We start from the raw sequence: 14,186 nt of genomic DNA, 5'->3' as shown, positions 1-14,186 counted from the left end.
GATCCGACGGCCGGCCCACCTATGGACGTGAGACGAGCGCGATCCGCGGACCGCGCTCTCGCGTGAGCTGGATTTTGTCGGCACCGAGACCTCCTTGGGAATTGCAGTCTGCGCGGCCAGCGGCTAAGGTCGACAACCATAAGTATCGTTATTCGTCTCTATCGATTTCAGGTAAGGCCTTTTTGGCAAGGCGCTCGCGCGCCGGGGGAGCCAGCATGTCTGCAAGCTATGGCGCCGTGATCAACCGGATGCTCAACGGTGTCGGCTTCCATCTCGTTCGCCAATCAACGCTCGATCGGCTGATCTCGACGGCTCACAATGGACATGCGAGCAAGCAGGACGACGAGGCCGGACCGAACGACGACGCCGCCGAAGTCGATCACGCGCCATTGTGCAACGAAGGTTCGCATCACTTCCGTCCGGTTTCGCAAGCCGGCGATCCGACGGAGACGGTACCGGCCATCTACCTCCAGAACCTGGAGCGCGAGAGCTTGGCGCTTCGTGAGATGTCGGCCGAGCTGATCAAACTCAAGCTGCAACTGGCCGGAGCGAACGGCGGCGCAACGAGCGAGCCTTCAACTCCGGACGTTGCGGGTCACCGGCTCTACACACCCGTATACGATTACTGGGGACTGCGAACCGATCCTGCGATCGTGCATAACCATGACTTCATGCGGGATCCGCGCTTCGTCGCCGCCTACGAACGGGGCGTCGTCGCCGAGGGCTATGAGCCTCGATATTTCTGGCGGACGCACGTTGCGCTCTGGTGCGCCAGCATCGCCGTCAGCCTTGGTGGCGATTTTGTCGAATGTGGCGTATGTCGCGGCATGCTCAGCTCTTCAATCATGCACTATCTCGACTGGAACAACATCCACCGTCGATTTTTTCTGTTTGATACGTTTGCCGGTGTCGACGAGCGACTCGTCACCGACGAGGAGGTCGCAAGCGGCAATCTCGGCTACTTCCGGGAGATGTACAAGACCGACATCTATGAGGATGTTGTTCGCAATTTCGCCGATTACAAGAACGTCGAAATCATTCGTGGCAGTGTCCCATCAAGCTTGTCGACCGTCGACATCGATGCGGTCGCATATCTTTCGATCGACATGAACAACGTCACGCCCGAGATCGCAGCCATCGACCATTTCTGGAGCAAGCTCCAGCCGGGTGCCCCGGTTCTGCTCGACGATTATGGTTTCGTTCGATACGAGGCCCAGAAGCGTGCATTCGACACTTGGGCCTCTCAGCATGGCGTGGACATTCTCGCGCTTCCCACAGGGCAAGGCCTGATGATCAAGCCGCCATCGGCGCCAGAGGCCGCACATCGGAACGGCGCTCCATAACGATCGGCGGCCGGCCCATACCGGCGAAATCGCCGATTTTTTCAGCTGCGAGATCGTGGACCACGTGAGCCGCCCGGCGGCGGAAGCGGCGCGCGCTGGACAATTCACACATTTCTCACACGGGTTCCCGCCAGTTGGGACTTACGATCCGATCGCGACTTCCACACAACATGTAGGAGTTTCGGTCATGGTTCGCCTACGTCGCATCCTCCTCTTCAACCTCATCCCGCTGCTTGCGGCCTGCCCTGCGCTTGCGCAGCCCACGCCGACGGGCGCGCTCGAGATCGACTCGTCGGTGGTGATGCAATGGGCCATTACGCTGCTGGGACTGGCCACCGCGGCCCGGCTGGCCTGGAGCGCCTTCGGCCGGGACGTTGCCGTCGACGAATTCCCGACCATTCCGCGCTACATGACCAACCGATCGCAATACCTTCTCGGCAGCATTGCGTACACGTTGTTCGCCTGCGGCGTCTTCCTGATCCTGGTCCGGGAGCATCAGCCGATCCTCGCGATGGCGCCGCCCGGCATCATTCCGGAGCCCATTCTGAAGGCGATCGCGGAGAACTCGGCCCCCTATATCGCCGTCGTCGCGGCGATCGGTGCCGTCTATCTCTACCTTCTCACCAAGGAGGCTGACTGGAACCTGCTGCTGGGGATGCGCGACGTGATCCACCTGTGGATCAGCGTTCCCCAGCTCGCCAAGGAGATCATTGCCCAGATACGGTATGCGTTGCGCGTGTCGGAGAAAGTCATTCCGCTGGTCATCGCGAACTCGCGCGCGCTGACCGAGCGCGACTTCCAGAAGGACCGCCAGACGCCGGACCGCCTGTGGGCCGAGATCTGCTACATGAACTGGTGGCTGCAAAAGGGTCATGAGGCGGGCAACGATGCCACCTTCTTCACCGAAGCGAGCTTCGGCTACGACAAGCTGATCGCCGAATTCGAGCAGACCTCGTGGACGATGAAGCAGCGGAAGTCGGGCTCCGTCGCAAAGTTCGCGATCGTCGACGTCGATCAGGGCATCAAGCGTCTGCACAGCCGGTTTGCTCGGCTCATCGCCTGCTACCTGATCTACCGGAATGGCTCGCGACGCGCTCTCTGCGCAGAAGCCCGCGAATTCGGCGTCGACGTCGACGCGCCGGTCATCCAGAACCCGCTGCAATATTGGATCATCTATGCCGTCGTCCTGATCGCCGCTGCGCATCTCGGCGTCTATCTGTCGGCGGTCACCTTCGATGCGCTCCAGGGCCAGGGGCTCGTCATGGGGCAGGATTCAGGTCGCATGCTCGCCTGGGTCCTGTATTCGATGTCGAACTTCGGCTTCGCCATCGGCCTGGTTCTGGTGCTTCGACTGGCCGCGCATTCGCTCGGGTCGGCCTTCGACCAGTCGCCGATGGTCACGTATTGCTGGACCTTCCTGGTCGCATTTGCCGCCGGGCCCTTCGGCCTGGCTCTGGCGGTGCACGTCTTCGGCGAGGACGCATCGCGCGCGCTTCCCTTCTCCGACCTCTACTTCCGGATGCTCAGGTGGGGTCTCGGCCCGGCCCTGGTGTCCGTGTACATCTCCTACTACCTCGACCGGCAGAGCTGCTCGGCGCTGCCCGACATCGACATGTCCCCGTCCAGGATCTTCTGGCGCAATCTCAATTGCCTCGCCTTTTCGCTCGGAGTGGTGTTCCTGCTGCTGCCCTCGCTCTTCACCCTCGTCGCCCCGGAGGGCGCCGTATGGGACACCAACAAGCTCCGCTTCCTGGCGACCGGCACCACCTTCGGCATCGCCTACGGCCTCGCCCTCGCCGCGCAGTTTGCTCTGGTCAAACCGGGGCAAAGTATCGGAGTTGATCCTCGCAGTCCGGCACCGATGAACAACTCAGCGTCCTTGGTCGGACATTAGCGGCTCGCCAGGTTCAGAGCCGGCAGCGGAGCTACCGCAAGAGAGGCAGCCACGGCTCAGGCCTTGCCGTGGCTGCCTCGCGGCCATCCACCCTGGCGCGGTTAGATCGGCCTCAATCTGAACTCGATTTCGTATTCGATGAGCCGGACTCCCTCGATTCGAGACGCAGCGAGCTTTAGATCCTCGGTTATCTCCTTCGCCACGATGATCCCGCGCACAGGGCGGGACGTCTCCATGTTCTTCTCCACCCAGGCGATATAGCGAAGAAGCTGACCGATCACACGGTCATAGCCACGAGACACCTTGAGTTCGATGACCACATAGCCGCCTTCTGCGTCGACGGCGAGTATATCGATGTACCGGCCTCCCGCCTGAAATTCCAAGCCGTTTATCTCTTCCTCTTCGTAGAGACGTAGCCCCGGCTCAATTCGCTGAAGGTTCTTGGCGAGATAATTCTGCAGGTCGCGCTCGTAGGCGAACTCTGATCCACCGGCCTCGTCCCGCTCTTCGACGACGTCTTCCGTGAGCGTCGAAAGAGCGTCAGGTTTCGGGTCGCTCAGATATGTGGGTCGCCCATCTGTCTCGACATTCCAGAGTCGATATCGATCAGGCCCGAGCTTATAGAACAGATCATGCCCGCTCCCCGGCTTGATGTTCTGATGGTGCTTACGATTGGGATTGTTGATGGACATGCCATCGATGTGCATCACAACCGTGTTGCGCTTTATCTTCGGATAGTGCTGCGCGAACCACGGCAGCACGTTGGATTTGGAGAACTCCTGACCCGGCTTAAGATGCTGGCTCGCCCATTCGGCCATAAGCGTTTTTGTCGGACGCTCATAGATCGCCATTTCCGTCCCCCGATGATGATCTGATTAGTATAGGTCGCAAGTCGAGCTCAGAGTACGTAGCCATTCACGTCCCAAGCGAAGGAACTGAATCACGCGCCACGAACTAATTCTGAACCGGCAACTCGCCAACGACCAGAGGTAATCAGCTGCACCTCTCTCCCGAGCAGATTCGAACCCCCTCATTGTGCACAACCGTTGGATATGCCACCAAAATAGAAAGGCGCCTCTTGAGTTCCCGCATCGGTTGCGATTGGATGTTTTGATTTGGGGACCAAAATGCGACATTGGGGATCTCTGCTGATGCTGTGCAGCCTGCTCGCGGGATGTGTCACATCTGGCGAGACGATCTCGTTTCGGGCCTCGAACCCACAGCAGCAGTCGCTGATGCGCGACGGCCAGCCTGCGCTCGTGTCGCGCCAGAAGACCTCGCTGGTGCTCGTACGGCCGGCCTCACGCCAGCTCCAGCGCAATGGTCGCCCCGTATTCGTCGTCGCCATCAACAATCTCAGCCGCCAGCCGGTCGATTTTCGCGTCGCCCAGGTCGAGGCCGTGCAGCATGCCGCAGGCTCCGACTTCGAGATGAAGGTCGTGACCTACGAGATGCTGGTCCAGGAGGAGCGCAACCGGCAGGTCGCCGCCGCCGTGCTGACCGGCCTTGCCGCCGGCGCCAACGCGGTGAGCGCGTCACAGGCTGGGCACGGTACTTACACGACCCCCGGCGGCCGCACAGGCACCTTCTACAGCCCGACCGCTGCCGCGATCGCCCAGAACAACGCAGCGGTCCAGAACGACGCCATGATCTCCGCAACCATCGAGACCGGCCAGCGCAACATGGCGATGCTGGAGCAGGCGGTGATCAAGGACAACACCCTGATGCCGAGCGAGTGGTATGGTGGACAACTGCATCTGGCCCCACCGACGGATCAGGCCGGTGCGGCGAAGACGTATACGATCGTGATCACGGTCGGGACAGAACGGCATGTGGTCGAGGTGTCGCAGGCACCGGCGGGGGCCTGAGCGTACTGGGAACGCACGGCCAGCCGCGGCAAGTCGCTGCATAACGCCGCGGTCGAACAAGTTTCGTGCACTGTCACCGTAACTCCTAATGTCCATGCGTTATTCAGGAGCAGCGCCAATGGAGCCACGAGACAGCGGATCACGATCCGCCCTGCGGACCTTCGTCTCGAAGAATTTGCTTCGCTTCTTCATCATTGAGCGCAGCAGCTTTCTTCACCCAGTAGATAGCCCGGTCTGGATCCCTTGCAGCACCATTCAGGCCATGAGCGTAGTTGACTATCATCTCCCGAATGGCCCCCAGATGGCCCGCTTCCGCCACTCGCTCCTTCAAATCGAAGGCTCGAAAATAGCGCTCCTTGGCAGTCCCGGCTCCAAGTCCGCGCCGAAGAGCTCCCGCAAGATACAGAAGCGAATCGAAGTCCTCGGGTCCGATTGCCCGTTCGGCCTTTTCCATCCAGCTCAAACTCGAGGAGCTGTCTCCCTTGTCTAGCAAATACTCCGCCATCTCGATCATGGCCAAGATAGAGCCCTTTGCTATGAACTGCTCCAAATAGGCAACAGCTCTTTCCTCTTCACCTTGCCAAATAAGCTCCCTGGCTTCTCCTACATCAAAGCCGAATGCGTCCGAGAAGATCTGCACGGAAGCCTGATCCATCCATCGTCGCGGGAGACACACACAGCGTCGCGCAGGATTCCCGCGCAGCCAGATTCACGCACCGTCACCGCAACTGCCCTAACCGCCGATGACCAAAGCTCTGTCCCTTCCCTACCGCGGGGCATCGGCCTCCAACACCACCTTCGCCACCGGATAGCGCCAGTCGTTCTTCGAGTTGTCGGCGGCGGCGTCGATGCCGGCCACGATCACCGCACCAAGGATCCCGCCGTTCATGCCGCTGGCCAGACGCGCCTGGCGCGTCGCATCGATCGGCGCGACGGTGATCATCCGCTTTTGATAGCCGGGCTTCTGGCAGGTCACGGCAAGCGTGCTCGACTGTCCGCGATAGAGCGGGACGCGCACCTTTGCGGGGCTCGTCATGGTTGCGGTGAAGCCGGAAGCTTCCAGCGAGCAGGACGCTCCGGCCATCTCGACCTCGCCTCCCCCGCCGGGATTGTGAAAGGTCCGCACTTCCACGAGCTGGTCACCCGCAAACTCGGGCACGCTGGCGTCGGTTCGGCGCTTCGGCTCGTAGACGTCGATCCCTCGGCTGCCCGTCGTCGACCGGATGTCAGTCACATTGTTGACCGCAAGCGGCGCAGCACAACCGCCAAGACACGCCCCTCCAATGATGGCCAGCCAGCTGGCCATCCAACGCAAACCGTTCATTTGAGCCCCCACAGCACCCCTACTGTCGATGACTTCAGGGGTAGCAGGGGCCGGTCTGGGGAACAATAGCCGCAACCTCGGAGGGAATGGAAACAACTAACAAAAAGCCGACTTCGTTGCGGGCCGGACACATTCGCTGCCGTCCCGGCACGCAATGCTCGCATGAATTGCAGTGGTCGGCGGGCCTTCATGGGGCAGCCTCTCGGGACGGACACCGGATGCTGGCGCGAGACGCTGCGCTTTGCCGGAGGATCGCTGGGAGGATGCGCGGACAAACTGATTTCGTCAGGCCGGTCAAGACGATCACCCCTGTCCAGTCCCGTCGCCGAAAACATTCTCCTTCCCTTTTTCCGAATTTCATGATTGATTGTCGCCATCCCGTGCTCCTCGAGAGGGGCGGATCGCGATCGTCACGGACGTTGGGTGCGGGGAGCGGTGGCCGCGGCTGGCTGCAGCGCGCTCGAGGCGTGCGGACGAACAGCCGGTCGCGGACGTGAAATCGCGTGGTCCTGGCGCCCCGAAGCTGGCGCCAAGTCCTGGGGGATGATGACCCCATGGGGCGACGGTGGCTAACAAGCCGGACACCGGGGAGATCGCGTATAAGCGTGAAGACCATCGCGCGGGGAATGCCGGGTTGATCCGGCTGAACCTGTGGTGACTGCCGCCTGCTTTTTCTTCTGCAGGCGGGCCATGGGTTGCGGCCAGCAGCCCGGCATTCCCCGCGCCCTCTGTATTTTCGGGGGCGAGACGACCTGAAAAGCTCGGGCGCGAACGCGCCGCGATGACGGTCGAACGCGTCCCCTGCCCTGATGTCCCTCACGCGCTGCGGCGCCAGCGTCACGCCTCGGCGGCTCGCCGTCCCGTGAAGCGTCGCCGGCTATCGCCCGACGGTACGGCGTGGAATGTTGGGGGTCGATTTGAAAGACGCCGGCCGCCTCGCGGCCGCGAACCTGGGAGACCGCCGATGTCCACTGCCTTCCTGCTGACCTCGCTGATCGTGGTCGCCTCGCCCGGCACCGGCGTGCTCTACACGCTCGCGGTGGCGCTGACGCGGGGTTCGCGGATGAGCATCGCGGCGGCGTTCGGCTGCACGCTCGGCATCATCCCGGCGATGCTGGCTGCGATCGTCGGCCTCGCTGCGGTGCTGCACACCAGCGCGCTGGCGTTTGCCGCGCTAAAATATTGCGGCGTGGCGTATCTCCTGTACATGGCCTGGCAGACGCTCGGCGAGCGCGGCGCGCTGTCGGTGGAGGCCAAGAATGATGACAAGCAGGATGCGGATGCGCGCTCGGCCGTGCGGGTGGTGCTGACCGGCTTCCTGATCAACATCCTCAATCCCAAACTGTCGATCTTCTTCCTCGCCTTCCTGCCGCAGTTCATCGCGGCGGACGAGGCCCATCCGCTCGCCGCCATGCTGGAGCTGTCGGCCGCGTTCATGGCGATGACGTTTGCGGTGTTCGTGGTCTACGGGCTGTTCGCGGCCGCGGTGCGCGATCGCGTCGTGAGCCGTCCCGGCGTGATGACCTGGCTGCGCCGGGCGTTTGCGGGTGGCTTTGCTTTGTTGGGTGCGCGGCTGGCGCTGAGTGAGAGGTGAGCGCAGCGAACGGAGCAACTCATGGCCACACCCGCGGCCTCGCTCCTCACCCTGAGGAGCCCGCCGCAGGCGGGCGTCTCGAAGGGCGAGGCCCCGACTGTGGCCTCATGGTTCGAGACGCGCCGCAAGGGCGGCGCTCCTCACCATGAGGGTTAAGGTCCGAGGGCGAAACGGCATATCGCCGATGAGCAGCTTGCTCATCCAATGTAAAGCGAGTTGCGCCTTGGATCGTCCGCGCAACAGCAAAACCCGCCTGGAGCGTTGCCGCTCCAGACGGGTCTCATCAGTTCAGCTGGTCACCCGGCGGAAATCAGCCGAACTGGTTCATCGTATTGTGGGCGCCGCCGGCCTTCAGGGCCTTCTCACCCGCAAAATACTCCTTGTGGTCGTCGCCGATATCGGAGCCGGCCATGTTCTGGTGCTTGACGCAGGCGATGCCCTGGCGGATCTCGGCGCGCTGGACGTTCTTGACGTAGCCCAGCATGCCCTGCTCGCCAAAATACTCGCGGGCGAGGTTGTCGGTCGACAGCGCGGCCGTGTGGTAGGTCGGCAAGGTGATGAGGTGGTGGAAGATGCCGGCGCGCTTGGCCGAGTCCGCCTGGAAGGTGCGGATGCGCTCGTCGGCTTCCTTCGCCAGCGGGGTGTCGTCGTACTCCGCCTTCATCAGCTCGGCACGGTTGTACTTGCTGACGTCCTGGCCCGCCTCCTTCATCGCGTCATAGACCTGCCAACGGAAGTTGAGGGTCCAGTTGAACGACGGCGAGTTGTTGTAGGCGAGCTTGGCGTTCGGGATCACCTTGCGGATGCGGTCGACCATCTTGGCGATCTGCTCGATATGCGGCTTCTCGGTCTCGATCCACAACAGGTCCGCGCCGTTCTGCAGCGAGGTGATGCAGTCGAGCACGCAGCGGTCCTCGCCGGTGCCGGGACGGAACTGATAGAGGTTCGAGGGCAGCCGCTTCGGACGCATCATCTTGCCGTTCTGGTTGATGATGACGTCGCCGCTGCGCGCCGTCTCCGGCGTCACTTCCTCGCAATCGAGGAAGCTGTTGTACTGGTCGCCGAGGTCGCCCGGCTGGCTGGAGAAGGCGATCTGCTGCGTCAGGCCGGCGCCGAGCGAGTCGGTGCGGGTGACGACGATGCCGTCCTCGACGCCGAGCTCCAGGAAGGCGTGGCGGCAGGCGCGGATCTTGGCCAGGAAGACGTCATGCGGCACGGTGACCTTGCCATCCTGGTGGCCGCACTGCTTCTCGTCGGAGACCTGGTTCTCGATCTGCAGCGCGCAGGCGCCCGCCTCGATCATCTTCTTGGCGAGCAGATAGGTCGCCTCCGCATTGCCGAAGCCGGCATCGATGTCGGCGATGACGGGGACGACGTGGGTCTGGAAGCCATCGATCTTGGCGATGATCTCGGTCTCCTTCGCCTTGTCGCCGGCCTTGCGGGCCGCGTCGAGCGTGCGGAAGAGATCGTTCAGCTCGCGCGAGTCGGCCTGGCGCAGGAAGGTGTAGAGCTCCTCGATCAGCGCGGGCACCGAGGTCTTCTCGTGCATCGACTGGTCCGGCAGCGGGCCGAACTCGGAGCGCAGCGCCGCGATCATCCAGCCGGACAGATAGAGGTAGCGGCGGTCGGTCTTGCCGAAATGCTTCTTGATCGAGATCAGCTTCTGCTGCGCGATGAAGCCGTGCCAGCAGCCCAGCGACTGGGTGTACTTCGTGCTGTCCTCATCATAGGCGGCCATGTCGGCGCGCATCACGGCCGCGGTGTAGCGGGCGACGTCGAGACCGGTCCTGAAGCGGTTCTGCAGGCGCATGCGCGCCACGGCCTCGGCGGTGACGCCGTTCCAGGTCGGGTTGGCCTCGAGCAGCGCACGCGCCGCCTCGACCTCGGCCTGGTAGGACGCGGAGCCTTGGAGAGCCTGGTCGTTCAGTCCACGCGGTTGGAAGTTCATGTCCGTGATCCCTTGGTTAAGGACAACCTGGGACCTGTTGTAAGCACCCGCAGCGAACGGACCAGACATTGCGCGGAAAACTTGTCACACTTTACAAATCTCTCGTGTATAGCTGTAAGGAGATTACAGACGGGAGATGACCGGCCATGAGTACCGCCACGGCACGCTCGATCTTCATGGGCCCGCGCCTGCGCCGGCTGCGCCGCGAGCTCGGCCTGACCCAGGCCGACATGGCCGCGGACCTCGAAATATCAGCACCTTACGTCGCGCTGTTGGAGCGGAACCAGAGGCCTGTCACGGCCGACATGCTGCTGCGGCTGGCCCGGACCTACAAGATCGACCTGGCCGATCTCGCCGGCGACGGCGGCGCCGACCACACCGCGCGGATGCAGTCCGTCCTGAAGGATCCGATGTTCTCGGACATCGACATCCCGGCGCTGGAGATCTCCGACCTCGCCGTCAGCTATCCCGGCATGGCCGAGGCCTTCCTGCGGCTCTACACCGCCTATCGCGAGGAGCAGCTGGCGCTGGCCGAGCGTGCGCCTTCCATCTCCGGCGGCGCGCCGCTGCCCGAAGGCTTCGACGCCAACGATCCCGTGGCCGACGTCCGCCGCTTCCTCGCCGCCCGCCGCAACAACTTCGCCCAGCTCGACGAGGCCGCCGAGCGGCTGGCGCAGGCGGTCTTCCAGGGCTCGGCGACCGGCTCGCCCCAGGTCACCGCGAGCCCCGCAGGCTTCATCGAGCGCTTCCGCGAGAAGCACAAACTGCAGGTCCGCTACATGCCGCCGAACGTGATGCTCGGCTCGCTCAGGCGGCTCGATCTGCACCGGCGGCAATTGCTGATCGAGGATTCGCTGGACAGCGCCAGTCTCAAGTTCGAGCTGGCGCGGCAGCTCGCTTATCTCGAGCTCGACACCGAGATCGGCGCGGCGCTGGAGGACGGCAAGTTCGCGAGCAAGACCGCCGAGCTGCTGGCGCGCCGCGCGCTCGCGGCCTATGCCGCGGCGGCGATCATCATGCCCTATTCGATCTTCGCCAAGGCGGTCGATGCCAGGGCCTACGATTTCGAAGCCCTCGCGCGGCAGTTCGGCACCAGCTTCGAACAAACAGCGCATCGCGTCACGACCTTGCAGAAGCCGGGCGCCGAGAAGATTCCGTTCTTCCTGATCCGTATCGATCCCGCCGGCAATGTCTCGAAACTGCTGGACGGCGCCGGATTTCCGTTCGCGCGGCACGGCGGCGCCTGCCCGCTGTGGTCGGTGCACGGCATCTTCAAGACGCCGCGCCAGATCGTGACGCAATGGCTGGAGCTGCCGGACGGCCGCCGGTTCTTCTCGATCGCGCGCACCGTGACCGCCGGCGGCGGCTCCTATGGCGCGGTCCGCGTCGAGCGCGCGATTGCGGTGGGCTGCGCCGCCGAGCATGCCGGGCACCTGATCTACACCCGCGACGGCCATGGGCCCGATGCCAGCGCGCCGACGCCGATCGGCACCGCCTGCCGCGTCTGCCACCGGCCGAAATGCGCCGCCCGCTCGGCGCCGCCGATCGGCCGCGAGATCCTGCCCGACGATTTCAGGACGTCGTCGGTGCCGTTCGGCTTTTCGTCGGATTGAGAGAGCGTCTGTGACCGGTATGGCACACAAGCAGTCGAAAGGAGCACACCGGACGTCGCCAGCTGTCGATGAGCATCATTATACCGCTGTGAATTGTGTCCGACCATTACTGTTCATTGCTGGGACTGACGGTCTTTACCCGGCGCACGGTGCGCCCGGCCGTCGGCGAAGGCAGCGTCATGAACGAGCCGCAGCGTGGATTCTGGCCGGTGCTCGGCGGCCTCAGGTTTCTGTTGGCGATGTGGGTGCTGTTTGACCACACCTACAATTTCGGGCCGGCGGAGCGCGCCATTCCGGTGCTGACCAAGAGCGGCCTGATGGCGGTGATGTGCTTCTTCGTCATCTCCGGCTTCAGCATTCACCACTCGATCGCGACGCGGCCCGAGGGCTATCTGCGCCGCCGTGTCCTGCGGATCCTGCCGCTCAATGTGCTCGCGGTCCTGATCGGCTGGCTCGCCTGGTCGATGTTCGGCGCCGCCGGCGGCTACCTCGCGCCTGCCAAGCCGCCGACCGCGCTGCAGTTCATCGGCTGCATGCTGCTGCTCGAAGCCTTCCTGCCGATCATGATCTCCTTCCTGTACCCGGCCTGGTCGCTGTCGATCGAGGCGGCGTACTATCTGCTGGCGCCGCTGTTCAGAAAGCTCGAGGGCCGGCCGCACATTCCCGCGCTGATGATCGCCTCCGGGCTGTTCTTCGTTGCCTGGCCCCTGTTCCGCAACGAATACGTCGCCGGCCGCAACTCCTATTGGCTGACCGGCATCGTGATGCTGTGGGCCTGGCTGGCCGGCTGGGTGGCCTACCGGCAGCCACGCGACCGGCGCTATCTGGTGTGGCTCGGCCTCGCGGGGTTGGCCTCGGTCGCAACCCAGGCGAGGTTCTTCGACGTCCACAATTTCGGCTCCGCGGCCGTGAACTGCGTCGCCTGGATCGGCACGCTGGTCGTGGTGTTCTATCGCGTCGGCGATCTCGGCGGCCGCACCGCCGCCGTGCTCGACTATCTCGGCGAGCTCAGCTTCCCGCTCTATATCCTGCATTATCCGGTGCTGTTCGCGGTCACGGGCTCGCTGTTCAGGATCTATCCGAACCTGAACTGGGGCATCAGCCAGGTCGCCATTTCACTGGCCGCCGCGATGCTCGCTTATCATGTCGTCGACAAGCCGCTGCGGCTGTCGCGAGGGACCCGGCTCGCCGATCAGTTCGGCCGCTTGCGCTTGTGGGCGAACGGGTTCGCCTTCTCGCGCAGGGTGATGCGCACCGGCGTGCCCGGCAGCTCGAAGGTCTCGCGCATCGAGTTGACGAGATAGCGGAGGTAGGATTGCGGGATGGCGTCGGCGCGCGAGCAGAACAGCACGAAGCTCGGCGGCCGCGCCTTGGTCTGGGTGATGTAGTTGAGCTTGAGGCGGCGGCCCGACACCGCCGGCGGCGGATTGTTGGCGATCGCGCCCTCGAACCAGCGATTCAGCGCGGCCGTCGGCACGCGCCGGTTCCAGACCGCGTAGGACTGGACGATGGCCTGCATCAGCCGGTCGATGCCCTCGCCCATCAGGCCGGACACCGCCACGATCGGCGCGCCCGCGACCTGCGGCAGCCAATGGTCGGCGTCCCTGCGCAGGGCTGCGATCTGGCCCGGCTGAGCCTCCATCAGGTCCCATTTGTTGACGGCGATGACCAGCGCCCGCCCCTCGCGCTCGATCAGGTCGGCGATGCGCAGATCCTGCTCCTCGAAGCGGTTCTGCGCATCCATCATCAGCACGACGACCTCGGCAAACCGCACCGCGCGCAGCGCATCCGCCACCGAGAGCTTTTCCAGCTTCTCCTCGATGCGCGAGCGCCGCCGCAGGCCGGCGGTGTCGAAGATGCGGAAACCGCGGCCCTTGTATTCGATCTCGACCGCGATCGAATCGCGTGTCGTCCCGGCCTCGGGGCTGGTCAGCAGCCGCTCCTCGCCGAGCAGATGGTTGATCAGGGTCGACTTGCCGGCATTGGGGCGCCCGACGATGGCAACGCGGATCGGGCGTGCAGCGCGCTCCTCGTCGGTTTCCTCATGCTCCTCGTCCTCGTCCTCGGTGGGCGGCACGAGCTTGCTGATGGCGTCGTAGAGCTCACCCATGCCCTCGCCATGCTCGGCCGAGATCTGAATCGGATCGCCGAGGCCGAGCGCATAGGATTCCATGGCGCCGAGCTCGCCATGCTTGCCCTCGCTCTTGTTGGCCAGCAGCAGCACCGGCTTGCCGGCGCGGCGGGCGAAATCGGCGAAGGCGCGATCGGCCGGCGTCAGGCCGATGCGGGCGTCGATGACGAAGAACAGCGCATCCGCAAGCGCGATCGCGGTCTCCGTCTGCTCCTGCATCCGCGCGGTCAGCGAGCCCTTCGGGCCCTCGTCGAGCCCGGCGGTGTCGATGATCGTGAAGCTGAGATCGTGCAGCTTCGCCTCGCCCTCGCGGCGGTCGCGGGTGACGCCGGGCATGTCGTCGACGAGCGCCAGCTTCTGTCCCACCAGGCGATTGAACAGGGTCGATTTGCCGACATTGGGCCGGCCGATGATGGCGATGGTGAAGGACATGATGATCCGTGCGCGTGAGCGCGCAGCTTTAGCGCATCC

11 protein-coding genes are annotated in these 14,186 nt (G+C 63.9%); 6 read left to right on the top strand and 5 right to left on the bottom strand.

Annotated features, from left to right (window positions below):
- Positions 1–215 precede the first annotated feature (215 nt).
- Both QX108_RS02950 and QX108_RS02945 read left to right on the top strand, forming a co-directional pair.
- Positions 216–1,343, top strand: a complete 1,128-nt coding sequence (locus QX108_RS02950) for a TylF/MycF/NovP-related O-methyltransferase (RefSeq protein WP_315778914.1) — start codon at positions 216–218, stop codon at positions 1,341–1,343.
- A 187-nt stretch (positions 1,344–1,530) separates the two neighbouring features.
- Complete coding sequence (locus tag QX108_RS02945; protein WP_315778916.1) at positions 1,531–3,237, top strand: hypothetical protein; 1,707 nt, start codon at positions 1,531–1,533, stop codon at positions 3,235–3,237.
- A gap of 101 nt (positions 3,238–3,338) precedes the next feature.
- Here the strand turns inward: QX108_RS02945 and QX108_RS02940 are convergent, their stop codons facing one another.
- Positions 3,339–4,088, bottom strand: a complete 750-nt coding sequence (locus tag QX108_RS02940) for an endonuclease NucS domain-containing protein (RefSeq protein WP_315720046.1) — start codon at positions 4,086–4,088, stop codon at positions 3,339–3,341.
- 276 nt (positions 4,089–4,364) lie between these two features.
- On the opposite strand from QX108_RS02940, the gene QX108_RS02935 reads away from it, so the two are divergent.
- Positions 4,365–5,105 carry a hypothetical protein gene (locus QX108_RS02935; protein WP_315720045.1) on the top strand — a complete coding sequence of 247 codons (741 nt, stop codon included), beginning with the start codon at positions 4,365–4,367 and terminating at the stop codon, positions 5,103–5,105.
- Positions 5,106–5,244: 139 nt separating this feature from the next.
- Here the strand turns inward: QX108_RS02935 and QX108_RS02930 are convergent, their stop codons facing one another.
- Complete coding sequence (locus tag QX108_RS02930) at positions 5,245–5,745, bottom strand: hypothetical protein (RefSeq protein WP_315778920.1); 501 nt, start codon at positions 5,743–5,745, stop codon at positions 5,245–5,247.
- 126 nt (positions 5,746–5,871) lie between these two features.
- Positions 5,872–6,411 carry a hypothetical protein gene (locus QX108_RS02925; RefSeq protein WP_315720043.1) on the bottom strand — a complete coding sequence of 180 codons (540 nt, stop codon included), beginning with the start codon at positions 6,409–6,411 and terminating at the stop codon, positions 5,872–5,874.
- Positions 6,412–7,393: 982 nt separating this feature from the next.
- Between QX108_RS02925 and QX108_RS02920 the strand changes: the two genes are divergently transcribed.
- Entirely contained in the window at positions 7,394–8,023 is a 630-nt protein-coding gene (locus QX108_RS02920) for a LysE family translocator (protein ID WP_315778922.1), read from the top strand.
- A 310-nt stretch (positions 8,024–8,333) separates the two neighbouring features.
- Here the strand turns inward: QX108_RS02920 and QX108_RS02915 are convergent, their stop codons facing one another.
- Entirely contained in the window at positions 8,334–9,971 is a 1,638-nt protein-coding gene (locus QX108_RS02915) for an isocitrate lyase (protein ID WP_172185731.1), read from the bottom strand.
- A 146-nt stretch (positions 9,972–10,117) separates the two neighbouring features.
- On the opposite strand from QX108_RS02915, the gene QX108_RS02910 reads away from it, so the two are divergent.
- Together QX108_RS02910 and QX108_RS02905 are read left to right on the top strand one after the other, a co-directional pair.
- Positions 10,118–11,584, top strand: a complete 1,467-nt coding sequence (locus QX108_RS02910) for a short-chain fatty acyl-CoA regulator family protein (protein ID WP_315778926.1) — start codon at positions 10,118–10,120, stop codon at positions 11,582–11,584.
- A 179-nt stretch (positions 11,585–11,763) separates the two neighbouring features.
- Positions 11,764–12,888 carry an acyltransferase gene (locus tag QX108_RS02905; RefSeq protein WP_315778928.1) on the top strand — a complete coding sequence of 375 codons (1,125 nt, stop codon included), beginning with the start codon at positions 11,764–11,766 and terminating at the stop codon, positions 12,886–12,888.
- Here QX108_RS02905 and der read toward each other — a convergent pair.
- Positions 12,777–14,147 (bottom strand): ribosome biogenesis GTPase Der, encoded by a 1,371-nt coding sequence (der, locus tag QX108_RS02900; protein ID WP_315778930.1) that lies wholly within the window; start codon positions 14,145–14,147, stop codon positions 12,777–12,779. The genes QX108_RS02905 and der overlap by 112 nt on opposite strands.
- Between the last annotated feature and the right edge of the window lie 39 nt (positions 14,148–14,186).

This window comes from Bradyrhizobium sp. SZCCHNR1002 (genome assembly GCF_032381435.1).
Taxonomy (GTDB): Bacteria; Pseudomonadota; Alphaproteobacteria; order Rhizobiales; family Xanthobacteraceae; genus Bradyrhizobium; species Bradyrhizobium aeschynomenes.
The sequence above is the reverse complement of the archived record's forward strand: the minus strand, read 5'-3'. Positions and strand labels throughout refer to the sequence as shown.